Raw genomic sequence first — 26665 nt, forward strand, 5'->3', positions numbered from 1 at the left:
CAGGGCGGCGAGCCTGCACAAAACCGATGCGTATGCCCTCTGATAATCCACAAAAAACCTGACGTTAGGCTAAATTAATCGTGCGCGCGCGCCAACCAATCACGGCGCCTTAGGCGTCGCGATACTCGGCGACCCAGCCGTCTTTGGAGGTAAAGATCCGGATGCATTTGATGGTCTTATCCTCGCAGAGGTCGAACCAATGCCAGGTCCCCTCCGGCACCACGAGCAGGTCGCCCGGGTGGACCTCGACGTCGAAAATCGTATCGTCCGGGGTGTGAATCGTAAACACCCCGCGCCCGTCCACCACGAAGCGCACCTCGTCCTCGGAATGCTCGTGCTCTTTGTCGAATTTGGCGAGCAATTCGTCGAGGTTCGGGGTGTCCGGGCTCAGCGAAATAACGTCGGCGGCCTGGTAGCCTCCGCGCTCTTTAAGCGTGGCGATTTCGTCGGCGAACACCGCCAGGATGCGCTCCTGCTCGCTGTCGGCCTTGAGGTTTTTGGCCTCCTCGGTGTGCAATTTGTCGATATTCCAATTTTCGTAGTCCAGGCCGTAGCCCACCACAAATTCTTTGATCTTCGCCGGGTCGCTCAAAACCGTGTCGCTGCCATGAATACGAATCTCTGCCATGTGTTACTCCCTTCGGTATATAGAATTTCGCCGCGCGAATTATGCGAACCGGCGATCAAGGCCGGCCTCGCGGCATAAAATAAAAACGATCGAAACGCACGCGCCCCCGACGCGATGCGCGCGGGAGCGCCCCGAACTCTACGGCTCTTAACCCATTCTGTCAGCGAAAAATTCGCTTAAAGTTGGAAGATCAAGAATTTAAGGATCTCCTCCATATCCTGGCTGATGCCGCCCTGGCTCTCGTTATGAAACGAGGTAAAGAAAACCGTCCCGCCGCCGGGGGTGACGTGCGAGATAAGCAGCGGCGCGTCGGAGAGCATCGCCCCACCCTGACTGCAACTGGTGGTGGACTCGCAGAGCTGCACATCCCCGTGCAGATGCACGGTGGACTGCGCGCCGGCGCCCTGGGCGACCACCCAATGGTCATTCAAAACGGTGGGCGGGGTATGCGGAAAATGAATGCTGGTGGTGTTATGCCCGAGCGTGGCCTGCAATCCGGGCGACAACACGCTGGCGGTGACGGTCTGGGGCGCAAAACCAAAGCGCGCGCTGTTGGTCGTGGCGTCATCCCCATAAAAGTCGATGATCCCGGGGAACGCCGTCTCGACGAAAGGATGCGCCCAATCCGACGCGTAGAGGCTGCGCCCGGAGTTCAAATACGCGACCAGATTATTGATAACCGTCGACATCGAGCCGCTGGCGTAGCGCTGAAAATTATCCCATAGCTGCCCGCAGTTGATGAAGATAATATCGTATTGCTGCATGGCGTTGAGGTCGCTCAAGAACGCGAGCGACTCGGCCGGCGCCGTGGGGAAGAAAAGGCTGCCGCCGGGCTGGTCGTTCCCCTTAATATCGTAGCTAAGCTGCAGGTCGGCCAGCAGCCCCTCGACCTTGTCATAGGCGCCCTCAATAACCGCGATGCGCACATTGGCCGCGTCCAAACACACCTTCGAGTCACTGCTCAAATCGGTGGTATGGCCGGGGCGCACGCGCACCGCCTGCTCGCCGCTATACGAGCCGATGCTCACCGTGATGGAGTGGCGCCCGGCGGGGACATCGTCGAATTGGTATTCGCCGTCGCGGTCGGTCTCAGCGCTCACCGAGTAGGGCTGGCCGTCGCAATCAAAGCCCTCCAGGGTCACCGTCGCGCCCGAGAGCACCGCGCCGGAGGGCGCGCACGCCTTGCCGATGATCGCCCCCGGGCCGCACTCGGCTGGATCGGGGTTCGAGGAAGCGTCGCCGCTATCATTGTTGTGACCGCCCGCGTCAGCCGCTGCATCAGGCGGCGTCGCTCCGCCGTCGGCCGGGTCGACGGCGTCGGGCGAGTCACCCGGCGCGCCGGCGTCCGCGGGGTCGTTATTGTCCCCCGACGGGTCGCCGGGATTACCCGGCAGATCGTCTCGCCCGCGCAGCTCACAGCGGCCGTTTAGCTGGTTATAAAATTCGCCGCTCGCGCATTCGACCGACTTCGACACCTCGGCGGTGTCGTCGCTGCAAGCCGCAAAAAGGGAGAGGCTGCCGAGCAAAACAAGGGTGCGCAGGCACCGGGGATTCGTCATATATGCCATCAGATTCATCTCAGTCTAATATTAGTAATTCAACCAAGCGCGCACGATAACAGAATCTCCCGGTACTCTCCAATCGTCCCCCGAAGCAGCCTCATCAGAAGCTGACGATGACCTCGGCGCCCGCGGTGACGAATTTGCCGCTGGCCTTCAGGGTGCCCAGGCTGGTCTGCTCGTGCGCCCAGCCGTCGTCCTCGCCGCCGTCGACCTCCATCTCATCGAAGGTCGCGTTGGTCTGGAGCAGGCCGCCGGCTTCGACGACCACGCCCACCTGCACGTTGCTCAAAAACCCCTTGGGGGTAAAGAACTCCAGGCTCAGCGCCCCGAAGCCTGCGGCGCCGTGGCCCCGGTCTTGGCGCTCAATACCGTCGATCGTCGTGTCCAAGGTCTGCACCGAATAACCACCGCCCAGGCGCAACGAGGGGCGGAAGAACCCCCATAATTCGGGGCCATAATCGGCCGCGACCATCACCATGTCGCGGCGCCATCCCAGGTCCAACGCGCCGTTAAAGCGCGACTGTTTCTCGAACCCGCCGCCCGAATAGATCAGGTAGCCGCGCAGCCCCGGCAGCAGGATGGCCCCCAGGTCATAGCCCACCTCGATCTGGCCGGCCATATAATTCGCGTCGCTGCCGAAGGCGTCGAAGCTATCGTCGGGCGTGTCATAGGTGGCGCTGCGGATATTGATGATGATCGCGTCCTCTTGGGACCAGGTGAGCGTCGGTGTCGGCTCTCTCATCTTAATCGTCGCCTCAGCAGGCTCGGCAGACACCGCCTCCTGCGCGCTCGCCGGCGCGCTCATCAGCGTCGCGCCGAGCATGACAGTCCCGACCAAAAGTCCGCTCAACAGGGGATGTGCGGATGGAGTTAATTTATAGAAATTCATGGCAATTCCTGCGAGAAAAGGTCTTTGAAGAAGACATTATTATAGACTTTAGCGTGCTCTTTGGTCGGGGTCAGCGCGTTGAGCAGCGTGAAGGTGCCGCTGGGGTCGGTGTGCTGGACCACGATGAGCTCGTCGTCGGCGTCCAGGTAGATATTCGACCCCTCATAGGGCAGCTCGAAGGTGCTCGGGTGGCCGGTGCTCAGGTCGAACACGCCCATATAGGGGCGGCCGCGGAAGGTGCCGTAGGCGTAGCTTTCGCCGAAATAGATCGAACCGAGCGAGGCGCCCTGAATCGGCACCGCGCGGTTGGCGTCCAGGTCCAGAACCGTGAAGCCGGAGCCCAGGCCGCCGTAGCGAACGATGGCGCGGGTGGCGCCGGATGCCTCGTCGAGCTCGACGCTGCTCGGGGTGGCCTGCAGGCGAAGCGCCTCGACGCTTCGCCCAAGCGTCGGCGTCTCGTCGCCAATGGCGATGCTCTCCGGGCGGATCACCGCGGCGAGGTTCGACTCGCGCGACCAGGCCAAGATGCGCGTCCGGCTCACCGGCTCGGCGCCGCTCTCGTCCAGCACTTTGTAGACGATCAACTCGGTCGCAGCCCGGGTCATCGGCAGGTCGAAGGTCGAGCTCTCACCGGTCTGCACGTCGATCATCGTGAAACGCGGGGAGTACCCGTCCACCACGATCAGGCGATTGCCCTGCTCGCCCAGGTCAAGCAACTCCATGCGCACCGGGTTCGAGCCGCCGGCGAGCTGGTTGACGCTGAGGTCGAATTTGCGGCCAGACTCCGGGCGAATGCTCGGCTGAATCGTCACGCGCGTGATGTCATTGCCGTGGTAGGTCAACAGATAGAGGCTGACCGATTTGGGCATGCCGTCGTCTTCCGGGGAGTTCTCCGAGGTCACGTCGAAGATCGCCTGCACCGGGGTCTTGACCTGGTCGGCCTCGCTGATGGTCAGCGGCACCTCACGCAGGCGGTTCGGCGCGTCCTCGGCCAGCAGGTCGACGATGGTCACCGCGCTGGGCGACAGGGCCACGGCGAGGCGCTGGGCCTGGCCGTCGAGCTCGAAAGGCGGCGCGAATTCTATGCCGCGCGCGCGCTTGGAGAGCGTCTCGAAGGTCGCGCGCTCCTCGCCGCTGATGCCGTCGCGCAGGTCCACGATGCCCAGCTCGTTGAGGTTTCGCGCGATAAAATCGCCCGACGCACCGGTGAAGCTCAGCAGCAAAAACTCGCCGGCCGGGTCGACCGACATGCGGTCATAGGCGCTGTCCAAACCGACCGTCTTGGCCTCCAGCTTATCCTGCGCAAGGTCGAAGACGCTCAGCGTCGCGCCCTGCTTTCCGCGCTCTTCGTTGATCACAAAGAGCTGCGACTCATCGGCCGAAAGCGAGCGCACGCCGGGGTCCGCCCCGGTGCGCGCGCGCTCAACCTCGAGGCCAATATCCTCGCCATTTCGGGTCGGGCGAAGGCGCACGACCTGCTCCATGGTCTCGTTGACGAAGAACATATCGCCGTTGACCACCAGGGGCGCGCTGACCGTCCAGCTCTCGTCCCAGGCCGCCGAAGGCGGATTATCGTCGCCGCAGCCAACCAGCGCGCTGCCGAGCAGCGCGCAGCCCAGCAGCGCCGCGATCGCGGTGCTATAGGACGCGCTGACCGGGCGAGCCTGCCCCGGCGCCTTTTTCATTTTTCGCAGTGATCTTTTAGGTGCAAACATTTTGTATAACCTCAATTAGATAATAATCCGTTGGATGTTGCGTTGAGTTCGGGCAACACATCGCCCCCAATATCACTCGATGCCTGCGTTGAGCTGGTAGCCGGTGACGGTCTGGCGACTCTCGCTGACCACGTCCACGAAGGTCATTCGCCCCTGCGGATGACGCTGGCTGATATAGACGCGCCCCGCCTCGCGGATGAGCCCGAGCCCTTCGGGCACGCTCGGCACGCGGAAGCTGTCGGTGCGGAAGCTGCGCAGATTGACCGTGAGCACGTCGCGATACTCGCTATCGGAGTCCTGGGCGCTCAGCGGGGCTTTGAAGATCATGAAGATCTTGGCGTCCTCGGCGGCGTCGCCGTTCGCGTCGAGCTCGGGGGTCGAGAGCACCGCCTGACCCGGCTCCTTCTTGCTCAGGACAAGGCGCGTCGCGCTGGAGGCCACGTCCACCACCGACACCCCCCAGCTATGCTCGATATACTCGGGGTCGGCCGGCGAAGCGTTCGGCGGCACCGGGCCGTCGAGCTTGGAATGGAACACCAGCAGGGTGTTGCCCGATTTGTCAGACAACGCCCCGCGCACGCCCTTCTCGAAGGCCAGGGCGCGCTGGGCGTCCTCGCCCGAATCCGCGCTCAGGTCATAGAGCACCGCGCGCTTCTCCTGGTTAAGGGTGGAGTAGAGCAAGGCGGTGTCGCCGGAGGCCGAGACCACCGCGGCGCCCATGCCATCGACGACCAGGTCAACCACCGAGAAGCCGTCGATGCCGGTGGGGAAGTCAGCGCCATCATCGGAGCTTCCCGCGTCGCTATTGGCCGAGGCGTCGCCCTCAAAGACGTCGCCGCTGCCGCTTGAGACGTCGCCCTGCCAACCTGCGTCGGGGTCTTCACCCGGGCCACCATCGGCTTCAATGATGTCGGGGTCGTAGACATCCTGATAGCCCGAGTCGACGGGGTAGCTGACGTCCGGGTCGTAGACATCTTCATAACCGGAGTCATCGGGGTAGCCGACATCGCCAGCGTCCCAATCCCCACCGATATCGTCGGGGAAACCAATATCATATTCCACATCAGGTCCGCCGACGTCATAGCCCACGTCCGGCACGCCGCCGTCATAGCCAATATCTTGGCTAAACCCGAGCACGACCGGCTCGACGACCACGTTAAGCGCCGCCGCCGCGTCGCGGAATCCATCGGGGACGCTCGCGCGCACGGCCTTGCCGGCGTTGCGCAGCATGATCAGCACTTCGAGCTCATCGCCCTCGATCAGGTCGATATCGGTCGGAATCTCGGGCAGCGCCATAAAATGCAGCGTGTCGGCGTCGATATCCATCAACACCACGCCGCTAAAGGTCGCGCTGCGCGTGATGGCCCATTTGCCGTCACGGGTCATCAGGACCTCGAGGTCCTCGGGCTGGGTCGAGCTAAATTGCTCCGGCACCACCTGCATCGGCAAGGCGATGGAGTCCCCGTCGACCTGGGCCAATTCGATGACACTTAAGCCGTCGTCGGTGAGGATGAGCGCGCGGGTTCCGGCGTCATCAAAGGCCACCGAGCGCACATGGAAGCCGACCGAGATCTGGAAGGATTTGCCGTTTCGCACCACGCTCACCGACGACAAATCGCCGGCCGCGTCGCCCGCCTCGGCGCTGGCCGGGTCGTACCAGACCACCGCGCTCTCGCCGGTGGGCTCCATCGCGATCCGATTGGCGTTGGCCATGACCTTGACGGTGTGAACCGACTCGGGGCTCACCGCCGCGTCGCCGGTCTCCAAAATGCTGACCGAGTTCGACCCCTCGTTGAGCACCATCACCCGGGCGTCGTCGCTCGGCTCGGCGCGCTCGGCGTCGGGCCCCACGATACCGGTCGGGCGAAAGCCCACCTGGCGCGTGGTGATCGACAGGTTTCGGCTGTCGATCACCGCCACCGAGTTCAGCGTCTCGTTGGCCACATAGACCTGCTCGCCGACCACCGCGGGCGCCGAGAACTCGAAGTCCTCCTCTTGCTCGGGCACGAAATCGTCGTCCGCGCCGGTCCCGGCGTCCCAGGAGCCCTGCTCATCGCCGGAGCCCCAGTCGTTATTCTGAGCGCCGCCGCCGCCGGTATTCGGGGTCTCCGATGCAAAATCGCCCGCGCTATCCGACGAGCAGGCCCCGGCGCCCACCAGCGCGGCGAGCGCGAGGACGGTGCCTAATTTCGAGAATTTTCGCCTATATTTCGTCATATTTCCTATCCTGGAGACATCCGCTCGGGCGTCTCTCACAAGAGGCGTTTTATTTGATAAATTTGCGTCCAATTGATTCGTCCTGCGCAATTTTGAACTCATTTAATCCCCGCGTTTAGCTCGTAGCCGCTGACCGTGCGCTGGGCGCCCGTGTCCACATCGAAGAAGGTGATGCGCCCCTCGGAGGCGGTCTGGCTGACGAAGATTTTTCCGGCCACCAGACCCATCTGCTGGGGATGGCGGGCGAGCTTGAAGAAGTCGGTGCGGTAATTGCTCAGGTTGATGCGGGTGACGCCGCGGTGCGCCGCCGTGTCGGATTGCTGCATCACGTAGACAAAGGAGGTGTCCTCGGCGTCCTGGGTGAGCACCAGGTCGGCCGGCTCGCCTTCGAGCAGCACCGGGCGGCGGTAGCCGGTCGCCATATCGAGCAGCGTAAGCCCATGATTATATTGGAAAAACGTCAACGGATCGGCGTCCGCCGGCGGCTGGCCGTCGCGTTTTTTATGCACCACCACCGCAGTGGCCGCGTCGGGCGAAATGGCCACGCTTCGGATGCGATTTCGCAGCTCAAAGCTACGCAGGTTGCTGGTGGCGAGGTCGAGGATGCCGAGGGTCGGCAGGTCAACCAGCGTCGAGTAGAGCAGCGCCTGGTCGCCCGTCGGGGTCAGCAGCGCGAGGCCCGCGCTGATCTCTGCGACCGGCAGAATCAGCGGCGCCGCCGGGCTGTCCTCGGGCGCGCTGAGGCTCGCGTTCACGTCGATCAGCGCGACCTCCCCGCTCGCCCGCAGCGTCGCGATCAACGCCGGCGAGCCGTCTTCGCGGGTATAGAGGTCGATGTCGGTCGGGATCGCCGACAGCTCGACGAATCGCAGTGACGCCTCGGAGGCGTCGGTGGGCGGGCGATACAGCGCCACGCCGCTAAAATCACTGCTGCGCGCCACGAGATATTCGCCGGCCGGGTCCACCTCGATTTCGAAGTCGGTGGGCGCAAAGAGCGAGCCGGACAGCTCCAGGGGCAGCGGCGCGACGAAGGTGTCGCCGTCGATTTCATTCAGATAGATGCGGTTGATGCCCTCACGCCCGACCATAAATGCCTGGTCCGAGTCCTCGGTGAACTCGATATCGCGCACCGAGCGGGTCACCGACAGGTCGAAGACCTGGTCGTCGGCGCGGGTGTCGCCCAGGCGAATCAGGGCTGCAGCCTGCAACGAGGCCACGCCGCTGTCGGCGCGCAGCGGTTTTTCCGGGTCGATATAGGCCAGAAGATGGCGCCCGTCGGGGCTCAGCGACAGCGCGTTGACCTCGCGCGGCACGCGCAACAGGTTGACCTGGTCGACCGGGTCCTGGGCGCCCTCGTCGGCGCGAATAATCGCCACGGTCGCGTCGCCCTCGCACAGCACGTAGGCGACGTCTCCGGCGCCCTCGACCGAGGCCGCGCGCACCACCGTGGGCTCGCGGCCCACCGGCATCGGCCGGATGCTATAATCTCGCCCGTCGATCAGCGCGACGGTGTTACTCTCCGGCGAGCTATTCGGCACGAAGACATAGGCCGCGGTCGTGGCGACCTCGCGCACCAAAAACTCCTCTTCCTCCGGAATGAACTCGTCATCCGGCTCGCCCATCGGCGGCTCGTAGCCCGAGTCATAATCGCCGTCGTTGCGATTATTCTCCTCGGGATAGGGATTATAGGAGTCCTCCATCGACGGCGCGCTATCATCGTCGCCGCACCCCGTCGCAAAGGCGCTGCCCAGGCAGAGGCTGAGCAACAGAAATACAAGTCCTGCGCGAGTTCTCATTGGTTTGATGCCCAAATTTGAGGTCATAATATATATCAATCGAGTCAAAGGCGTTGATGAATGGGACGGCTCGGCGTCCCTCGGCACACATAACAAGCAATCATTGTGCCAAACAGGGGAAACCCCCAAAAATCCAGCCAAAATGGCACCAACGCGGGTTATGGAATAATCCAAAGCGACGGGACGCTCACACCCCGGCCCAAACCATGACATCGTTGTCACTGCCAAGGGCGAGGTGCGGCGTCATTGTCGCGGTGTCCACGCCTGGTCGCCGGGCCGACGTTTATTGGCAATTTGCGGCGAAAAACCCAAATAACTGAACGCCCTTTTAGGATTGAGCTGAGTTTGAGGTGTTCTAGAACCCTCGCGACGAGGGTCGAGCTGAGTTTGGGGTGTTCTAGAACCCTCGCGACGAGGGTCGAGCTGAGCTAGAAGTGTTCTAGAACCCTTTGGCGAGGGGTCGAGGCGAGCTGGAAGTGCTCTAGAACACTTTGGCGAGGGGTCGAGGCGAGCTGGAGGTGCTCTAGAACACCTGTCGGGGGGGCACCCCCTCTGGAATGCCTTCTGAGCGGCATTTTCGCCGCACCGCCCGGCTTGAGCGCCCGCCGCGAGGTTGCCCGCTCGCCAGCCATTGGATATGCACGGGCTGCGCAGGCACGGCCGCTACGAGGTTCGCACCGCACACAAACGGAGACACCATGGGTCGCGTTGAATTCGAAATCATCGAGGGGATCAAAGAGATCGACGCGGCCGCCTGGGACCAGCTCGTCGGCGCGGACAGCCCGTTTTTGGAGTACGGATTCCTGCGCGCCCTCGAAGACAGCGGCTGCGTGGGCTCAGACAGCGGGTGGCACCCGCAATTTCTCGTCGCCCGCGATAGCGACGCCCCCGACCGACTCGTCGGCGCGATGCCGCTGTATCTGAAATTGCACTCCATGGGCGAATTTGTCTTCGACTGGAGCTGGGCCGACGCCGCCCAGCGCGCCGGCATCCGCTATTATCCCAAGGCGGTGGTCGCGGTGCCGATGACCCCAATCCAGGGCCGGCGCATCCTCGTCGACGCCGCCCTTGCCCCCGACGACGCCCTGGCCATCAAAAAGACGCTGGTCGAGACGGCCATCGACTTCGCCCAGAAGGTCGGGCTCTCGTCGGTGCACTTTAATTTCATCATGCCCGACGAGGTCGCGATCTTCGAAGCGCTCGACCTGCCGATTCGCGTCGGGATGCAATTTCATTGGCATAATCATAATGGTGCCGAAGACGCTCAAAAATATAGCGATTTCGATGCCTTCCTGGGTCGATTTCGCTCCAAAAAACGCGCCAACATCCGGCGCGAGCGCCGCAAACTCACAAACGCCGGGGTGCGCACGCGCGTCGTCGCGGGCGCCGCGGTAACCCCGGCCCACCTCGACCGGGTTTTTGACTATTACCGCGACACCATCGACAAGCTGGAATGGGGCCGCCAATATTTGAACCGCGAATTTTTCCAACACCTGGGCGAGCAACTCCCGCAGCGCCTGCACCTGGTGATGGCCGAGCAGGATGGCGAAGAATTTGGCGGGGCGTTTAACCTCTATAAAAATGCGGGCCTCTATGGGCGCTATTGGGGCTGCACCAAAGAGGTCGAATTCGCCCATTTCGAGACCTGTCTCTATCGGCCCCTGGACTGGTGTATCGAACACGGCGTTGAGGTATTTCAGCCCGGCGCTCAGGGCCCGCATAAATACGACCGCGGGTTTGACCCGACCCCGACCTATAGCGCCCATTGGATTCGTGACCCGCGCCTGGCCGACGCGGTCGGCCAATTCATCGCCCACGAGCGCGCCGAGATGCGCGCGCATATAAAAGAGCTGCGCCAAGACTCCCCAATTAATCGTTAAATTTCAGCCTATTACCAACGGTATCAGCGCAATAATGACCTCGACGACCGCTCCGCCCCGCCCGGGACCCACCGCCGCCGCCCAACCCGCCGCCCTTGAGCTCGGCGAGTCGCATTTTGCCGATTTCGTGACCCGTTGGCGCGCGGCGATGGCCGCCGAGGACGCCGACCGCCCCAACACCGCCGCCCACTACGCCGCCCTGCTCGACGCGATCTCGCTGCGCCAGGCGCGCGAAGTCGGCGTCTGCATCGACGATTGGCTCGCCCCAGACACCTACGACAGCGCGCATCTTGCCCACGCACACGCCCTGCTAAAAGAGGTCGACGCCGCGGGACTCGGCGCGCTGTGGGCCGAGCCGCACACCCTGGGCTGGTTCCACCAGCATTTCGGCCTGAGCGAGCGCAACGCGAGCAACCGCGCGCACACGCGCGACGAGAAAAAGCACCGCACCCAGACCACCACCACGCGCCTGTATACCCCGCGCTGGGTCGCCGACTTTCTGGCCGAATCCTGCCTCGACGCGGTCGACCCGGGGCGCGCAACGGTCTGCGACCCGGCGGTCGGCGGCGGCCAAATGCTGCTGGCCGCGCTCGACGCGCTGGTCGCCCGCGGCCTGGACCCCGCGCAGGCCCTCGGCCGGCTGCACGGCGTCGACCTGGACCCCATGGCCGTCGAGATCAGCTTTCGCAGCCTGGCCCTGCACGCCGCCCGGCGCCTGGGCCGGCGCGACCGGGGCGCCGAAGCCGAGCTTCGCGCCCACCTCCACGTGGGCGACGGGCTCTTCGACGACGCCCTCTTCGAAGGCATCGTAACCGCCGGCAGTCCGCCCTTTGACGTCGTCCTGGCGAACCCGCCGTATATGGGCTCTCGCTCGATGCCCGTCGCGCTCAAAGACAGAATTTCCAACGAATTCAAAACCTTCCACGCCGACCTCTACACCGCGTTTATCCGGCGCTGCCACGATTTAGCTCGCCAAAGCATCGGCGTCCTCGCCCAGCAAACGGTCTGGTATCTAAGCCGCTATAAGCGCGCGCGCGCGTGGCTCCTGGACGAAGCCGACCTGGTCGAGTTTATGCATCTGGGCGCCGGCGCCTTTGACAATCTGAGCGGCGAGAAGGCGAATGTGGTGGCGTTCGTCCAGCAGAAGCGCGCGGCCCGACCGACGCCCTGCACCACGCGCTTTATCGACCTGCGCGCGCCCAAGAGCGCCGCGGCAAAGCTGCGGGCATTCGAGGGCATTGCGTGCGCCGAGGATGGAGCCGCTTTACAAAACGGGGCGCCCGTCTACCGCGAATCGACCGCCGCCTTCGACGCCCTCCCCGGCCGCGTCCTGGCCTTCTGGCTCCCCCAGGCGCTTCGCCAACACTTTGAAGACACCCGCCGCCTGGGCGACATCGCCGATATCCCCGGCTCCCAAAATAAGACCGGCCGAAATCGCGAATTTATTAAGAAATGGAGCGAGGTCCCCGCCAAAAACCTGCGCGCAGCCCCCGAGATTATCGCCGACGCGGGCGCGCCCGATGGGCGCTGGGTGTTTTATAGTAAGGGCGGCCCCTTCGCGCCCTGGTGGGGCAATTGGCAACACGTCATCGACTGGTCCGAGGCGGCGCGCCAATTCTACGCCGCGAATAAGACCTCGAATCTGCTCGACGAACAGTGGTGGTTTCGGGAGGGCATTTGCTATACCGACTTCGGCGGACGCCGCTTCAACGCGCGCTGGATGCCGCCGGGGTGCCTCTTCGACATGACCGGCCCGGCGATCTTCGCGCATAACCCGGCGCCCGACCACCTCTTCGCCCTGCTCGCCATCCTCAACTCAACGCCGGTGCGCGCGCTCTTAAACGCGATGAACCCGAGCCTACACTATCAGGTGCGCGACCTGCGCAATCTGCCCATCCCCGAGTTTTCTAAAGACGTCGAGTCGGCGCTCGCCGGCCGCGCGCGCGCGCTCGTCGAAGGCCTGCAACTCGGCGCCACCCAGGACCCAAAGAGCCCGCGCAGCGCCTGCAAAAACCCCAATAATTCCAAGAAGATCGCACAATTTCGGGCGCAGCGACCGGCCCTTGAGCGCGCGCTCGATAAGATGGTCTGTGAACTCTATCAAGTCCCCGACCTGGGGAGCGTCGAGTGACGCGAAGGGGGCCGGTCGGGGTGCGGCTCAGGTCAGGCGGTGCAGCTTGAACGCGAACTCCGGCTCGGGATACTCGACCCCGAAGAGGCGATCCAGGATCAGCCCGCCAAAGTCGTAATGCCCGGCCGGAATCTTATTATAATCCAGGTCGCTCAACGCCTCGACCACCTCCTGGGTGGCCTTCAAGATCGCGTCCTCGTCAAAACTGGCGAGCGCGCGGGCGGCGTCCTTTTTCAGATAGCGGTTGAAGAAGACGTCAAAGACCTGGTCAATCAACTTCTTCTCGCCCATCGTCTCGCGATACATGCGCGGCATTAGCTGTACAAAGTCGAGGTCGAAGCGCTCCTCGGTCCAACTAAAGAAGCTGTCCAGAAACGCCTCCAACCCGGTATCGCCCACCGCGCGCAGCACAAAATAGGCCGACTTGAGCTGGCGAATCATGAATTGCTTGACCGTCGAGGCCGACACATGCGCCTGCAATAGCTCGGTGGGCGACTGAACGCCGGCCGAAATCGGGCGCCAACGCCGCGGCGGCAGGTAGCGAAGGAAGATATCCTCGGCGCCGTCACGCTTGGAGACGCTTGCGAATTCGCGCCACGCTGCCAGCTCAGCCGGGTCGCGGGTGAACACGTGGCAGGTGATATGTAGGGTCTCGTGGAGCCAGGTCGTCGCCGCCAGAAGCTGCGCGTCGAGCTGGGCGTTGGGCGCCGGATTCTCCTCACTGCTCGCCCATGCGTGCGCGACGAGATCGTTATATTCACTCATCTGAGCGCTGCGGATCTTGTTGCGCCGGCGCACGCCCATGCGCAGGATCATCTCCTCATAATAGAGGTTACGATCGTTATTGATGCGGGTGGCCCGGTCGGTCTGAAAGAGGCGCAAGAGGATGCGCGCCTGACTAAACGATGCCTCGTTGAACTTCTGCTCCACCAGGCCGAGCAGCTCCTGGGCGTGGGATTCAAATTGCTCATTTTTGACGAAATACCCGAGCAGCAGGTCACGCGACAGCATGATCTCGGCGGCGGTCAACTGCATCTCGGTGGGAAGCCGGTCATTCTCGATGAGCAGCCCCAAAAAGATGCGCCCGGCGCGCAAGATATTCGGGTCGCTGAGGTCGGCCTTACCGACGGGTTCGGCAGTAATTTCGAGGTCGTCGACGGACATATCCGCCGCAGGCAGGTTGCCCGAGTCACAGGAATCCATGACTTCAGCGGGCGAGGAGGAAGGGGCTTTTTTCGACGCGTCACTCGGCGCGTCTTCGTCGGCCTCGGGCGACGCATCGCGGGGCGTCTCTTTGAGGGCTTCGCCGCCGTCTTTCACCGCGAATAGCGGCGGGATGGGCCCGTCGCCCGAGAGGGTCTCCGAGATAAGCGGTGGGCTCTGCGAGTCGGCCAGCGGCCTCTTGTCGAGTTCGGCCCACGCCTCCGGCGCGAGCTGGCGCAATATCTCGGTGATGACCACCAGCAGCGGATCGTGCTCCGGACAGGCATCCATGCGCGCGCGCGCGCTCGGGCGCGTTTTGGCCAAAAGATAGTCGAGGTAGCTGCCCTCAAAATCCTGAACCGGGGCATTCCCCTTCAATATTTGAAGAAACTTTTTGAGCATAAACGCCCTGCCACAGCAAATTGAGGTTGGCAGACACCGCGCGACGTCAACCAAGACCATCACTCGTGTTCCCCGACGGTGTCTCTGGACAATAAAGTCCGCAGAAACCTTCCACATCCACGCAAAGGGCGCAAGTTTAGTTCGTTGTTTCGCCCCAAAATACTGAACAAAAGACGGCCACTAGCAGCCTCGGGGCGCCTTTGCGACGCCTCCAGCGCCCGCGCCGGGTCACACCTCGACGCCGATCGCGCGCAGCTCCGCCTCGGCCTGCTCCGCCCAGCCGCGATTGGCCTTCGGGCTCGCAGGACTCGGGTGCAGAATGCGCCCGACGACGACGCGCTCGCGAAGCTCCGGGGCATCGGCAAGCGTCGCTTTGACGCGCTTCTCGGCGAAATTACCGATCCCGACGACAAATTTAGGCTGAAGATACTCAAGGGTCTGGCGCAGCGCCCGGTCACAGGGCTCAAAGAGCGCCGAGCGCTCGGCGGCGCTGAGGCGATTGGGCGTGCGGTTTCGCCCGCTCTCCTCCATAAAAACCAGGGGGCAATAATTGTGCACATAATAGCGGGAGAAGAACTCTTCGGCGCTGCCGTAGCGCTGCTCGGCCCAGCCCCACAGCCGCGCGCCGCTGACCTCGTTTCGATGGCAATCCAACCCGACGACGGGGCGTTTGGGGTGTTCATTGGCGGGCTTTCCGATCATCTCGGACTCCGGACGAGCGCCGAAACCCATCCAATCGCGCACAAAATTAACCTCCCCAAAGGGCACGCCATTTTGGGCCATGCCCCAGGGCCCCGGGTTCATCCCCACCAGCACAATCTCGCGCGGCGCGCGCGCGCCGAAGCGCTCCAGATAGGCCTCGTACATCGCGCCTGCGTAGAGCAACGGGTTGTAGACGTGGGTCACAGGGGCGCTGAACTCCAGGGGGATCAGCGCGTCGCGCAGGGCGTGAGTTATCTCAATCGGAGATGGTTTCATGGGGAATGAGCGGCGCGGCGGGGAAAAATGGAGGGGCGAGGCGTTCGTCAAATGGCCGCGACTCCCCTAAAGGAGTCGCGGCCCTATCATTTAGCATCCCGCGTTGGGCTCATCTCCGAGCTCAATCACGACAAAGTCGGTGGAGGTCACGCCTCGATCGTCGGTCACGGTGAGCTTTAGGACGTAGCCGCCGGGGTTCTCAGCGTCCTTCAACGTGGGGCTGACCGTCGTCTGGTCCTCCAGGTTAGCCCCGGCGTCCACGGCGTAGACGATCTCCCAGGCGTAGGTGAGCCCGGAGTTGTCCGCCGTGCTCGCGGAGCCATCAAGGGTATACTCGGTGGTACACACGTCCCCGCTGATATCGGCTCCTGCATCCGCCACCGGCGGCGCGTGCCCTGCCACGATCGAGATGCTAACCGCCGCGGCGGCGCTCCACTCCCCGTCCGAGTCTTTGACCTCAAACTCGAAGGTGTCAACCCCGGTTTCGCCCGGATTCGAGGCGTAGCTAATCGCCCCGGAGGCCGGGTTAAACCCACTGAGAACGCCCTTGGTCACCGCGCCGCCACTCACGAGCCGGTACTCCGACACGGCACCATCTTCGGGGTCACTGCCGAATAATTGGAAGCTGATGCTGCCATTTTTCTGCACGCCCAAAGCCTGAGGGAACGCGGTGGGTGCTTGATTCGCGGGCGGCGCGTCGGGGTCAACGGTCAGCGTGACCTCGTCGGATTCCCCCTCACTCGTCGCCTTGATTTTGACGTTGCCGGCGCTCAGCGCGGTGACTTTGCCCGTGCCGTCAACCACGGCGATATGCTCTTTATTGCTCTCCCATTGCACGATCCGATCGGCCGGGTTGGCGAGCAAACCACCGCCGGGAGCGTAGAGGGTGACGCCGAGTTGAAGGGTGTCTCCAATGCTAAGCGGGGATGCGGTCGCGTTGGTAATCTCGACGGAGTCAACCGGTTGGCGATTGACCTTAATGCCGGCAAAAGCGCTGATATTGCCCGGCGTGGTCGATACCTGCAGCGTGGTCACGCCTTCACGGAGGCCGGTCACTTTTCCGCTTCCATCGTTCGACGCGACGCTCGTATCAGCAACGGTCCACGCGAAGGCAACGTCGGCGGAGATATCGGTCCCGTCGGCCGCAAAGGCAGAAGCGGCCGCGGTCTGCTGCTGACCGATTTCAAGCGTGAGCAGGGTCTGGTCGATCTCGACACGCACCACCTGGCGCGCCTCGACGACGACATCGGCGGTGACCGTGACGCCGTTGGCGACACCGGTGATGGTGACGGTTCCCTCCCCAACGCCCTGAACCTCGCCGGTCGAGCTCACGCTCGCCACGCTCGGGTCAGCACTCGACCAGTTCACGGTTCCGGCGTCGACCTGATTGAGGTCATCATCATAGACGTCGAACTGAACCGTCTGCCCGACCGTAATCGTCGCCTGGCTCGGCGAGATAATCGCGGAGGCTGGGACCAGCGGGTTGACGATCAGCTGGGAGGTCGCGGTGACCGACGGAGCACCGTTAATCGAGACGACGAGGTCGGCGCTCCCCGCGCCCACCGCGCTCACTTTCCCGTCGCTGTCCACCGTCGCAACGGACGGGTCGGACACCGACCAATCGAGCAGCGGATTGACGATCAGCGCGCCGTTAACGTCATACGCCCGCGCCTGCGCGGTAAAGACGTTGTTCTGGGTCAGGGTGATCGTGGAGGGGAAGATCTCGATCTGCGCGGCGTCTGCCGCCGAGACGGTGACCGCCGCCGTTGCGCTAAGTCCCGCATAGGTGGCCGTGATATTCGCCTGACCCACGGCGAGGCCGCGGACCTCGCCGACGCTCGACACCAAAGCGATGCCCGGCGCGTCGCTCGACCAGCTAAACTCATCGGCGCTGACGCCCTGAAGTTCGTCGCCAAATTCGTCGATCACGACCGCCGTGAGCGTCTGGGCCCCGCCGACCTGAAGGCTCAGGGTATCCGACGAGAGCTCAACCGCGACGAGCTCGGGCTCCGTCACAATATCCTCGACGATGTCTTCCTCGACGTCTTCGACGATGTCTTCCCCGACATCCTCGATAATATCCTCGCCCACGTCCTCGCTGATATCCTCAACGACGTCGGGCGTATCATCCGGAAGATTGGGCAACGCGCAAAAACCCTCGATGCACACCGCCTCGCCGGAGCAATCAGCCTTGGTATCGCAACGCGTCTCCTCGAAAGAACCGCCAAATTGGCACGCACTGCTCACAAAAAGTAGCGTCGAAAGCCCCGCGATGGTGCTTAAGAAACGCCCTTGCTTCAGGCCGAACTGACTCGTTTTTGCTCGCATTAAGATCTCCAAACTTCGTTGTCTGCTCGAGGGGGCAATATCTTCGTCATTTATTCACGCCACGCGGGCTAGTCAGCTGATTTTCGACGTGGCGTTAAATATCATCTTGTACATAGCGCGTACGTCCTTAGCCTTCAACAGTATCGCTGGGTTTAATGTGAATCAATAGCTCAAATTGACAGCTTGAGTGGGAAAAGTTTAGTCTGGCGCAGACCAATGGCGCGAGTTTATTAGTCTTTTGAATCAAACTCCGCTGTATTCGCGCAAAGAAAAATAGTAAGTTATTTCCTTTGTCATCGCACCATTTACTGTCGCGACGCCTGTCGCGTCTTGTTTTATACGCTTCTCTAGGAGGGCGCTTTGAGGACCATCCGCATTCTGATCATCGATGATGACAAAGATATCTGTGAGTATATGCAGATTCTGCTGTCTCAGAGTGGCTACGATGTGCGCACTCAAACCGACCCGAAGGCGGCCCTGGAGTTACTCAAAGAAGAGGAATTTCACGTCGTGGTGCTCGACATCATGATGCCCGAGATCAGCGGGATGGAGATGCTCGAGCAAATTCGGGACTTTGATAGCGATATCTCGATCATTATTTTCACGGGTTACCCCTCGGTCGATACCGCGGTGACCTCGATGAAATATAATGTCAGCGACTATATCAAAAAGCCGTTTGACGTCGACGAGTTCAACCAGACCCTCGAGAAGATCCTGCGCGAAAAGGGACTGCTGACCGACCCGGAGGAAGAACTCCTGGCGACCATTGGCAAGAGCCTGCGCCGGATGCGCAAAGAACGAAGCCTCACGCTCAAGCAGATGGCGCGGCGAACCGGGCTGTCGGTGAGCCTGCTCTCCCAGATTGAGCGCGCCGAATCCAGCGCCTCGGTCTCCAGCCTCTTTAAGCTGGCCCGCGCGCTGGACGTCAAGCTCACCGAGCTCTTCGGCGACCACTAAATCGCCCCCCCTTAAAGCGCGCCTGGAAAATCCGCATGAGCCTCGATGCCGCCCACCAAAACCTGCGCTTTGAGCGCACCGAAGCGGCTCGAATCCAGCCGCTTCGCACCCGGATTTTGCGGCCTCATTTCGAGCCCGGCCGGCTGTGTATCTTTGCCGAAGACGACGCCCCGAGCACTGCTCATTTCGGCCTCTTCGACCCCGCCGAAGATAACGCCTGCGTCGCCGCGGTGACCTTTTTGCCGCGCCACGCGCCCGACGCGCCTGATGTCGCAGCCCTCCAACTTCGGGGAATGTGCGTCGCCGAGTCGATGCAGGGAAAGGGCCTCGGCGCGCGTCTTTTCGAGAGCACGCTGGCGCCCCTCGCCCTGCTCTACCCCGACGCCGCGTTAGTCTGGTGCAACGCGCGAATCAGCGCGGCCCAGTTCTACGAAAAGCTGGGCTTTGAGCGCCGTGGAGAGGTCTTCGAGGTCGATAGAATCGGGCCGCATATCGTGATGCGGCGCGACTTAAACCCCGCGCTGGCCGCCGGCTGAGCCGGTTATTAGGCCCCCGAAGGCAGCACGTAAAAGAGCACCGCAAAATAGTGCAACATGCTGGCCGTCATCACGAAGAGATGCCAGATCGCGTGGAAATACCGGCGCCCTTCTTTGACGTAGAAATAGACCCCCAGCGTGTAGGCCAGGCCGCTGATGCCGATGAGCGCCAGCCCAATCCCCGGCACCACCTCCAGCAGCGGCTTAATCGCCAAAATCCCCGCCCAGCCCATGCCGACATAGAGGTAGAGTGAGGCGCGCTTAAAACGCCCAAAGGCGAATAACTTCCCCACGATGCCGAAGATGGCGAGGCTCCAGATCACGCCGAAGAGCACCCACCCCCACAGCCCACGCATCGCGATCAGCGTCAGCGGCGTATAAGAGCCGGCGATCAACATAAAGATCGCGGTATGATCAAAAACACGCAGCGTGGCCTTGGCCGGGATGCTGGTCACGCTGTGATACAGGGTCGAGGCCAGGTAGAGCAGCACCAGAGAGCTGCCGTAGATCGCCACACTCGCCACCCCGATGGCGTCGGTCTGCTCGCGAGCGCTGACCACCAGGATCACCAATCCGATGATCGACAGCACGAAGGCGACGCCGTGGGTGACCGCGTTAGCGACCTCCTCGCGGGGCGTTTGGTCGCGCTTTTTCCCGCTGGCGAGTTTCGGGGCGGACTTGGCCGGCTTGGGCGCCGAGCTACTCATGATTTTTTCCGTGCTCAAAATTACTGATATCCATTTTAGTGCCCCGGCTCACGACGCGCGGCCAGCATATACCCAAAGAAACGCTCGACATATGCGACAGCGCATCTCATCGACGCACCCGACGAGGCCCGAGGCTACCACGACACCGCCCGGAGAACATACCCCATGAAGGCCGAATTCCCGCAGGTAGACGTCCTTATTATCGGCGCCGGAAGCACGGGCGCGGCCGCCGCGCTGCTGTGCGCGCGGCGTGGACTGAGCACGCGCTGCCTGGACCGCGCCGCGCTCGCAGACGCCGGCGCGCACTGGGTCAACGGCGTGCCCGCCTCGGCTTTCGATATCGCCGGCATCACGCCCCCCGCGGCGCCCGAGCTGCGCGCGCAGGGGGTGGACTTTCATCTCTTCGCCGGCTGGGGGCCGGAGCGCATCGTCATGCGCGGGCTCGACTTGTTGGAGGTCGATATGCGCCGCCTCGTCACGCGCCTGCAGGCCGAGGCGAAGGCCGCCGGCGCTGACTTCGTCGACAACACCCGGGTGCACGGCTACGACGGCGTGACCCTACACACCTCGTCGGGCCCCATGGCCGCGCGCTGGATCATCGACGCCTCCGGGCTCTCCGGCGCCCGTCTGCTGGCGCACCCGCGCCCCGCGGGCCCCGACATCTGCACCGCCGCCCAGGAGGTCCGCCGCATCACCGACCGCCAGGCCGCCCGCCAATTTTGCCGCCAACACGACGTCCCCCTCGGAGACACCCTATGCTTTACGGGCATTGAGGGCGGCTATTCCATCCTCAATATCCGGGTTGAGTTGGGCGAAGCGCCCGGCGACGCCGATACGGTCTCCATCCTCACCGGCGCGATCCCCGCCCGGGGTCACCGCTCCGGGCGAGCCATCTTGCGCGACTTCGTGGCGACGACCCCCTGGGTGGGCGAAACCATCTTTGGCGGCGGACGCGCCATCCCGCTTCGGCGCCCCTACACCAACCTCTACCGAGACAACGTCGCGGTCATCGGCGAGGCCGCCTGCCAGGTCTTCGCCGCCCACGGCTCGGGCATCGGCGCTGGCATGGTCGCCGCGCGGGTCTTGGCCGACGCGCTGGCCGATGGCCGCGGGCTCGAGGGCTATGAGGCCGATTGGCAACGCCTCCACGGCGGCCTCTTCGCTGGCTACGCGGCCTTCCGCAATTATAACCAGACCCTCACCATCGAAGACCTCGCCCGCCTGATGCGCAGCGGCCTATTGGACGCCGACACCCTGGCCGACGGACTGCTCCAACGCATGCCCGCCCCGAGCGCGTCGATGGTCCTGGCCAAAATACGCGCCATGATGCGCGCACCCGACCTCGCCGCGCAGCTCCTCCCGGTGATGGGACAAATGGCGGCGGCGGCCGTGCTCTACGCGGGCTTCCCGACCACGCCAAAGCGCCGGCAGGGCTGGTCGAGGTTAGTCAGCGGGGTGCTCGGCGCCCCGGGCTAGGCCGTCGCTCAACTCAGCGCAACCTCGATGCCATCCATCCACATTTGCAGCACCTGCATCTCCCAAATCCTCTCCGGCGACGCGCTAAATGGGTCGTCGGAGAGCGCGATCACATCCGCGATATACCCGACATCCAATCGACCCAGGTCCTTCTCCCAATGCGCCGCATAGGCCGCCCCGCTGGTATAGGCGGCCAGGATTTCGCGGCGCGTCAGCGCCTTATCGGGCGCGAAGAGCCGGCCGTCGGAGAGCCTTCGGGTCAGCGCGGTTGCGATGCCGTGCCAGGGGTTTGGGTCGTCGATCGGATAGTCACTGCCCGCGGCCAGCAGGGCGTTGTCGGCGATCTCACGCCAGGAATAGAGGCGGTCGAGCTGCGCATTCGTCAGCATATTTTGCGCCCAGACCGCGTCGCCGCGAAGATGAATCGGCTGAATACTCGCCAGCACCGACAACGCCTCAAAGCGCTGCGCATCGTCGGAGGTCATCATCTGACAATGCTCCAGCCGCGGGCGCACGCGTTCGCGCTGCGCGGCATCCGCCCCTGCGAAGGCGTTCAAGACCCCGTGCGCGGCCGCGTCACCGATGGCGTGAACCGCCACCTGCCAGCCGGACTCGATCAGCCCCGCGATGCGGCCGGCCAACTCATCGGCGTCGTGCATCACCAACCCGAGCGTTCCATCCGGATAGGGCTCAAAAAGATGCGCCCCCTTCGAGCCAAGCGCACCATCGGCAAAATATTTAATCGTGCGCGCCGACACCCACGCGTTCGGGTCATGCAGCGGCCCGGCCTCCAACGCCTCGCCGAGCGCCGGGTCCGTGCCGTCGATCATCGCGAAGACCCGAATCGGCAACTCCCCGCTCTGTGCCAACCGCTGCAGCATCGCCACGCGCGCGACCTCGGTGAGCGCCATATGCGCCGAAGCGACCCCGTGTTTGCGAAGAATATGGGCGGTATCCTCCAATAATTGGCGGTCCTCATCTTCGGTCGCCGCCGGGATCGCCGCCAGGATCGGCATCATCGCCTGGTCGACGCAGACCCCGCTGAGCTGGCCGTCCGCGTTCTTTCGCGCGTTGCCGCTGCCCACAAATTGGTAGGACTCATCGAGCCGCGCCCGGCGCAGCGCCTCCGAATTACAGGCCACCGCGTGGCGGTCGATGCGGTGCAAACACACCGGGATATCCGGGAAGATCGCGTCCAATTCGCGCCGCTGCAGCTCCGCCGAATCGCTCCAGCTATTCTCATTCCACCCATGCCCGAGCACCCACCCGCTGGGCGAAAGCTCGCTGATGGTGATGTCCGGCAGATCCCGCACGGTCTGCAGGCGCCGGTAGATCTGCTGCGGCCCCGTGGTGCCAGTCATATCGATCGACCCGGCGCGCATCCCAACCCCCCACAGGTGCACGTGGGCGTCGGCGAGCGCGGGAAATAGGCAGGCGCCCTGGGGCAGCACGACGGGTTCATCCTCCCGGTGCATCGCCACCGCCTCGTCCCCGATGGCCACAACGCGCCCCTCGCGGACCAGCAGCGCGTCGGTCTTATGTCCCTGTGCATCCAGATAAATACAACGATGACTGATCAGCAAGACGGCTCCTTTTTGCTGGTAATCTCTCCGGTAAACCACCCGGGCCACAGCCCAAGGCGTGCGCCAAAACCTTAGCGTCGCGCGGCTAAAAACACACGCGCCGGATTCTGTCATTCCCGCGCGCTTCCCCCTATACTCGCGCGCATTGTCAGGCAACGCCCCCTCGCAAACCCCGGCCGCCCCCATGATTATCGACACCCATATTCACCTCATCGGAATGCGCGAAGACAACGGCTGCTATGTCAGCCCGAAGATGTCGACGGGCATCGCGTATTTTCTGCTAAGCCGCGTCCTCGGGCTCACCGGCGTCGCGCGCGCGCAGATCGACCAGGCCTACCGCGATAAATTGCTCGGCTGGACGGCCGACTCCGACCTGGACGGCGCGGGCATCCTGGCGTTTGACGCGGTCTATACCGAAGCGGGCGAATTCGACCGCGAGCGCACCCAATTTTATGTCGGCAATGATTATTGCTTCGAGGTTTGCGCGGCGTCGGAGAAGTTATTGCCGATTTGCTCGGTCAACCCGCAGCGAAAAGACGCCATCGAGGAGCTGGAGCGGGTGGTTGAGCGGGGCTCGGTCGCCATCAAGGTGCTGCCGAATAGCCAGGGATTTGACCCGGCGAACCCCGCCTATAAGCCCTTCTGGCGGCGCATGGCGGCGCTCAATATTCCGCTGCTCACCCACTCCTCTTTTGAGCATACGATTCCGGTTATCAAGCAACTCTACGGGCGCCCGGAGCGCCTCCGAAACGCGCTCGAAGCCGGCGTCACCGTGATCTCGGCGCATTGCGCGAGCGCGGGCGTCGCGCATATCCACGAGGATTTTGGCACCTGGCTTGCGATGATTCGTGAGTTCCCAAACCTCTATGGCGATATCTCGGCGATGGCCTCGATGGCGCGATTTCCCTATATTAAAAAGGTACTTAACGACGACCTCGCCCGCGAGCGAGTGCTGCTTGGCAGCGACTTCCCGATCCCGATTTCGCCCTGGCTCTTCGCGCGCGAGATCGGCATCAGTGAGGTCCTCCGCCTCAATAAGATCGACAACCCGCTGCAGAAAAACCTCGAGACCTTCCGCGCCCTCCAGGTCCCCGAGTCCATCCTCGGGCGCGCTGCCCAGATCCTAAAATTATAAAAGCCCGCGGGCTTGAGGACCTCAAACCTGCGGGCTTCGATGGGCTGCGCCGAGCGCGTTTTAGATCGAGAAATCCATCCCCAGAAAGACCATCAGACGCCCCTGACTCAAGCTTGGCGCCCACTGCTCATCCTCGAGCAGGGCCTCGGTCTCGGCGACGTTGATATATTGCCCCATCACCCCCAGGTTCAGGTCGAAGAAGGGCTTGCCCGCCAGGTCGTAGGTCAGCCCCAGCCCGCCGTTATAGCCGGCGTAATCAAGCTCGGGGTTCGTGGTCACCCCGCCCTCGACGAAGACCGCCAGGTCGGTGGTCGGAAAGCCCACGCGCCCGTAAAGGTTTAGGTCGACCTGCTCCAGGCGAGTCGTCTCGCCGGGCAAAGAGATCGCGCTATTGAAATAATTCGCCTTCAGCCCCAGCGCGAAGATATCAAAGCCAATCGCGCCGTGCGCCGACGCCCCGAAGCTGGCCAACTCGTGGTTGGAGTCCAGCACAACGCCGTCCTCTTCGATGGTCTGGGTCGCAAGCGGAATCCACAGCGCGTCGACGCCCAGCCGAAGCAGGGCATCGGCATCCTTGGGCGCAGCAACCGTCACGAACCCCACCGCCAAAAAGGCAATCATCCAACTGATCTTAGTGCGCATCATCGTGGCTCTCCATTCGAAGAATTATAATGTGCCGACCGTTTGTCCTTGCGTTGAGCCCTTATACCTACTCTTGAGGCATAATATAAGGCCCTCGAAACGAAAAACGCCCCGTTCCAATTGGACGGGGCGTTTGGACGATTATTCAGCGCTCACTGAACCGCTCAGCGATTTTGACGCAGCCGCATCGTCTCGGCGATGGCCTGGTCGCACATCTCCTTCTGCTTCTTCGGGTCCATCCAGGCAGCCTGAATTTCGTCGGAGAGCTCGCGCAGCGGGTCAAAATACAGGAAGAACGCTCCCGGCTTGACCGACGGGGCGGTATAAACGCTGACACCGGTTTCACGGTTATAATAGTCGAAGGAGTGCACGTCGCGCTTTCCGCCGCCGCCGGGGGCGTCGACCACATGCACCGCGGTATTGAAACCGGCGGTGACGCCGCGCACCATCTTCTCGATGTCGATATTGGCCTGAACCGTCGTGCGCAAGTCCTCGACGCCCTGCACCATATCGTGCTGGTACACATAATAGGGCTGCACGTTGATCTCGCTGAGGCGCTTGGTCAAAAGGGTCATGGTCTCCGCGGAGTCGTTGACCCCGTTTTGGAGCACGCACTGGTTTCGCACCGTCATGCCGCGCTCAAAGAGCACGTTCATGGCGCGTCGGGTAATCTCGGTGATCTCATTGGGGGTGTTGAAGTGGGTGTGAATGCAGACCTCTTTATGAAGTTTGCGCCCCAGATTCAGCACGTCGGTGATGGCGTCTAGCCACTTATCATCGCTCAACACCTTCATCGGCATCACCGCGATTCCCTTGGTGGCGAAGCGGATGCGCCGGATATTCTTCATATTGAGCAGGCGCTCACCGATGGCGCGCACATGCTTGGCCGGCAGGTTATAGGTGTCGCCGCCGCTGATGACAATGTCCTCGAGCTCGGGGCGCGACTCGATATACTCAAACGCCTTCTCCCAACGCTTGGGGTCCACCCGAAGGTTGACCTTCTCGACGGTGTCGGTGTCCACGCCGATGGCGTAGCTGCGGGTGCAGAAGCGGCAATAGACCGGGCAGGTGTCCATGACCAAAAACAGCGCTTTGTCCTGATAGCGGTGCGTCAGGCCTTCGACCGGCGCGTCCTTTTGCTCGTGCAGGCTGTCGAGCGTGAGCATCGGATGGTCGGGGTAGAGCTGGCTTGCCAGCGGAATAAACTGGCGCCGGATCGGGTCCTCCCAGGGGTTATCCCAGTCGATCAGCCCCAGAAGATAGGGCGTCACGCGCACCGCCATCGGCACCAGGTGGAAGCCCTTCTTGAGGTCTTCGATGAAGTCGTCCGGCGCGATCCCCTGGATGAGGTCGACCAACTTCTCCTCGCCGTAGGCGGAGTTGCGCATCTGCCAGACATGGCTGAGGAACTCTTCCTCGCCCACGTCTGGATAGAGGCGGCGCCACCACTCGCCGTCGCGCAGCTCGCGATGCTTCAGGCTATCGGCGGAAACCGGCGCACGCGCGTGACGAACTTCGGGGGGAGCGGCCTTGGCTTTAACGATGTTTTTTTCGGCTTCCGACGCGGCGAGATCCTGAGAGGAAGTCATTGCAATTCTCCTGGCGGCAAAGTTAGGTTATCACGGATAATTAGAGCGTGGGGCGCGGTTGCAACGGCAATCCATCCAACCAATGACACTGCACCACAAAACGAATACTCCCCGTCGGGTCAGCGCCCATGGCGTTATCGGCTCGACAAACACCGGCATAACGCGACGCACGCGAGCGTCGGGAGATAAATTTCGAACGTGGTGCGGCGGGCCGTAACCGCAACCAATTCCACACTCCTAAATCCGACCGAAAACCAACGGTGCAGACCAGAAGCCCGGCCCGGATACACTTGGTGTTTTGGGTATTTTTG

General features: G+C 62.8%; 19 protein-coding genes. 6 read left to right on the plus strand and 13 right to left on the minus strand.

Annotated elements, in window-relative coordinates; all coding sequences use genetic code 11:
- Positions 1-109 precede the first annotated feature (109 nt).
- The 6 genes from DN745_RS13245 to DN745_RS13270 all read right to left on the minus strand — a co-directional run bounded on the left by DN745_RS13245 (position 110) and on the right by DN745_RS13270 (position 8807).
- Entirely contained in the window at positions 110-628 is a 519-nt protein-coding gene (locus DN745_RS13245) for a 1,2-dihydroxy-3-keto-5-methylthiopentene dioxygenase (protein ID WP_111335536.1), read from the minus strand.
- Between the two features lie 176 nt (positions 629-804).
- Positions 805-2187, minus strand: a complete 1383-nt coding sequence (locus DN745_RS13250) for a carboxypeptidase-like regulatory domain-containing protein (RefSeq protein ID WP_133621844.1) — start codon at positions 2185-2187, stop codon at positions 805-807.
- 103 nt (positions 2188-2290) lie between these two features.
- A complete protein-coding gene (locus DN745_RS13255) occupies positions 2291-3079 on the minus strand; it encodes a hypothetical protein (protein ID WP_133621843.1) in 789 nt (262 codons plus the stop codon).
- The gene (locus tag DN745_RS13260; RefSeq protein WP_111335542.1) at positions 3076-4764 is read right to left on the minus strand and encodes a hypothetical protein; all 1689 of its coding nucleotides are present in this window, start codon (positions 4762-4764) and stop codon (positions 3076-3078) included. The genes DN745_RS13255 and DN745_RS13260 overlap by 4 nt, the downstream gene beginning before the upstream one ends.
- A gap of 102 nt (positions 4765-4866) precedes the next feature.
- Positions 4867-7011, minus strand: coding sequence for a YncE family protein (locus tag DN745_RS13265; RefSeq protein WP_111335544.1), 2145 nt, complete (start codon positions 7009-7011; stop codon positions 4867-4869).
- 98 nt (positions 7012-7109) lie between these two features.
- Positions 7110-8807: a YncE family protein gene (locus DN745_RS13270; RefSeq protein ID WP_133621842.1), complete on the minus strand. Its 1698-nt coding sequence runs from the start codon at positions 8805-8807 to the stop codon at positions 7110-7112.
- A 698-nt stretch (positions 8808-9505) separates the two neighbouring features.
- Between DN745_RS13270 and DN745_RS13275 the strand changes: the two genes are divergently transcribed.
- Both DN745_RS13275 and DN745_RS13280 read left to right on the plus strand, forming a co-directional pair.
- Entirely contained in the window at positions 9506-10687 is a 1182-nt protein-coding gene (locus tag DN745_RS13275; RefSeq protein ID WP_162687660.1) for a GNAT family N-acetyltransferase, read from the plus strand.
- A 34-nt stretch (positions 10688-10721) separates the two neighbouring features.
- Complete coding sequence (locus DN745_RS13280) at positions 10722-12818, plus strand: Eco57I restriction-modification methylase domain-containing protein (protein WP_111335550.1); 2097 nt, start codon at positions 10722-10724, stop codon at positions 12816-12818.
- Between the two features lie 27 nt (positions 12819-12845).
- Here the strand turns inward: DN745_RS13280 and DN745_RS13285 are convergent, their stop codons facing one another.
- The 3 genes from DN745_RS13285 to DN745_RS13295 form a co-directional block, all read right to left on the minus strand.
- Entirely contained in the window at positions 12846-14423 is a 1578-nt protein-coding gene (locus tag DN745_RS13285) for a hypothetical protein (protein WP_111335552.1), read from the minus strand.
- Positions 14424-14651: 228 nt separating this feature from the next.
- Positions 14652-15401 (minus strand): uracil-DNA glycosylase family protein, encoded by a 750-nt coding sequence (locus tag DN745_RS13290; protein ID WP_111335554.1) that lies wholly within the window; start codon positions 15399-15401, stop codon positions 14652-14654.
- A 90-nt stretch (positions 15402-15491) separates the two neighbouring features.
- Positions 15492-17729 (minus strand): Ig-like domain-containing protein, encoded by a 2238-nt coding sequence (locus tag DN745_RS13295; protein ID WP_111335556.1) that lies wholly within the window; start codon positions 17727-17729, stop codon positions 15492-15494.
- A 360-nt stretch (positions 17730-18089) separates the two neighbouring features.
- On the opposite strand from DN745_RS13295, the gene DN745_RS13300 reads away from it, so the two are divergent.
- Together DN745_RS13300 and DN745_RS13305 are read left to right on the plus strand one after the other, a co-directional pair.
- Positions 18090-18686: a response regulator gene (locus DN745_RS13300; RefSeq protein ID WP_111335558.1), complete on the plus strand. Its 597-nt coding sequence runs from the start codon at positions 18090-18092 to the stop codon at positions 18684-18686.
- Positions 18687-18721: 35 nt separating this feature from the next.
- Positions 18722-19222: a GNAT family N-acetyltransferase gene (locus tag DN745_RS13305; RefSeq protein ID WP_111335560.1), complete on the plus strand. Its 501-nt coding sequence runs from the start codon at positions 18722-18724 to the stop codon at positions 19220-19222.
- An 8-nt stretch (positions 19223-19230) separates the two neighbouring features.
- Here the strand turns inward: DN745_RS13305 and trhA are convergent, their stop codons facing one another.
- Positions 19231-19929, minus strand: a complete 699-nt coding sequence (gene trhA, locus DN745_RS13310; RefSeq protein ID WP_111335562.1) for a PAQR family membrane homeostasis protein TrhA — start codon at positions 19927-19929, stop codon at positions 19231-19233.
- A 165-nt stretch (positions 19930-20094) separates the two neighbouring features.
- Here trhA and DN745_RS13315 point away from each other — a divergent pair, with 165 nt between their 5' ends.
- Positions 20095-21405: an NAD(P)/FAD-dependent oxidoreductase gene (locus DN745_RS13315; protein WP_111335564.1), complete on the plus strand. Its 1311-nt coding sequence runs from the start codon at positions 20095-20097 to the stop codon at positions 21403-21405.
- A gap of 8 nt (positions 21406-21413) precedes the next feature.
- On the opposite strand, the gene DN745_RS13320 is transcribed toward DN745_RS13315, so the two are convergent.
- A complete protein-coding gene (locus DN745_RS13320) occupies positions 21414-22988 on the minus strand; it encodes an amidohydrolase (RefSeq protein WP_162687661.1) in 1575 nt (524 codons plus the stop codon).
- 184 nt (positions 22989-23172) lie between these two features.
- Between DN745_RS13320 and DN745_RS13325 the strand changes: the two genes are divergently transcribed.
- Positions 23173-24123 carry an amidohydrolase family protein gene (locus DN745_RS13325; protein ID WP_111335568.1) on the plus strand — a complete coding sequence of 317 codons (951 nt, stop codon included), beginning with the start codon at positions 23173-23175 and terminating at the stop codon, positions 24121-24123.
- Positions 24124-24183: 60 nt separating this feature from the next.
- On the opposite strand, the gene DN745_RS13330 is transcribed toward DN745_RS13325, so the two are convergent.
- Together DN745_RS13330 and DN745_RS13335 are read right to left on the minus strand one after the other, a co-directional pair.
- Positions 24184-24768 carry a hypothetical protein gene (locus tag DN745_RS13330; RefSeq protein ID WP_111335570.1) on the minus strand — a complete coding sequence of 195 codons (585 nt, stop codon included), beginning with the start codon at positions 24766-24768 and terminating at the stop codon, positions 24184-24186.
- A gap of 161 nt (positions 24769-24929) precedes the next feature.
- Positions 24930-26354, minus strand: a complete 1425-nt coding sequence (locus tag DN745_RS13335) for a KamA family radical SAM protein (protein WP_111335572.1) — start codon at positions 26352-26354, stop codon at positions 24930-24932.
- Between the last annotated feature and the right edge of the window lie 311 nt (positions 26355-26665).

This window comes from Bradymonas sediminis (genome assembly GCF_003258315.1).
Lineage (GTDB): Bacteria > Myxococcota_A > Bradymonadia > Bradymonadales > Bradymonadaceae > Bradymonas > Bradymonas sediminis.

What these genes read in the sequence shown, in the direction of transcription:
- DN745_RS13245 (WP_111335536.1), bottom strand. Translation starts at nt 628, where the DNA reads ATGGCAGAGATTCGTATTCATGGCAGCGACACGGTTTTGAGCGACCCG.
- DN745_RS13250 (WP_133621844.1), bottom strand. Translation starts at nt 2,187, where the DNA reads ATGACGAATCCCCGGTGCCTGCGCACCCTTGTTTTGCTCGGCAGCCTC.
- DN745_RS13255 (WP_133621843.1), bottom strand. Translation starts at nt 3,079, where the DNA reads ATGAATTTCTATAAATTAACTCCATCCGCACATCCCCTGTTGAGCGGA.
- DN745_RS13260 (WP_111335542.1), bottom strand. Translation starts at nt 4,764, where the DNA reads ATGAAAAAGGCGCCGGGGCAGGCTCGCCCGGTCAGCGCGTCCTATAGC.
- DN745_RS13265 (WP_111335544.1), bottom strand. Translation starts at nt 7,011, where the DNA reads ATGACGAAATATAGGCGAAAATTCTCGAAATTAGGCACCGTCCTCGCG.
- DN745_RS13270 (WP_133621842.1), bottom strand. Translation starts at nt 8,807, where the DNA reads ATGAGAACTCGCGCAGGACTTGTATTTCTGTTGCTCAGCCTCTGCCTG.
- DN745_RS13275 (WP_162687660.1), top strand. Translation starts at nt 9,506, where the DNA reads ATGGGTCGCGTTGAATTCGAAATCATCGAGGGGATCAAAGAGATCGAC.
- DN745_RS13280 (WP_111335550.1), top strand. Translation starts at nt 10,722, where the DNA reads ATGACCTCGACGACCGCTCCGCCCCGCCCGGGACCCACCGCCGCCGCC.
- DN745_RS13285 (WP_111335552.1), bottom strand. Translation starts at nt 14,423, where the DNA reads ATGCTCAAAAAGTTTCTTCAAATATTGAAGGGGAATGCCCCGGTTCAG.
- DN745_RS13290 (WP_111335554.1), bottom strand. Translation starts at nt 15,401, where the DNA reads ATGAAACCATCTCCGATTGAGATAACTCACGCCCTGCGCGACGCGCTG.
- DN745_RS13295 (WP_111335556.1), bottom strand. Translation starts at nt 17,729, where the DNA reads ATGCGAGCAAAAACGAGTCAGTTCGGCCTGAAGCAAGGGCGTTTCTTA.
- DN745_RS13305 (WP_111335560.1), top strand. Translation starts at nt 18,722, where the DNA reads ATGAGCCTCGATGCCGCCCACCAAAACCTGCGCTTTGAGCGCACCGAA.
- trhA (WP_111335562.1), bottom strand. Translation starts at nt 19,929, where the DNA reads ATGAGTAGCTCGGCGCCCAAGCCGGCCAAGTCCGCCCCGAAACTCGCC.
- DN745_RS13315 (WP_111335564.1), top strand. Translation starts at nt 20,095, where the DNA reads ATGAAGGCCGAATTCCCGCAGGTAGACGTCCTTATTATCGGCGCCGGA.
- DN745_RS13325 (WP_111335568.1), top strand. Translation starts at nt 23,173, where the DNA reads ATGATTATCGACACCCATATTCACCTCATCGGAATGCGCGAAGACAAC.
- DN745_RS13330 (WP_111335570.1), bottom strand. Translation starts at nt 24,768, where the DNA reads ATGATGCGCACTAAGATCAGTTGGATGATTGCCTTTTTGGCGGTGGGG.
- DN745_RS13335 (WP_111335572.1), bottom strand. Translation starts at nt 26,354, where the DNA reads ATGACTTCCTCTCAGGATCTCGCCGCGTCGGAAGCCGAAAAAAACATC.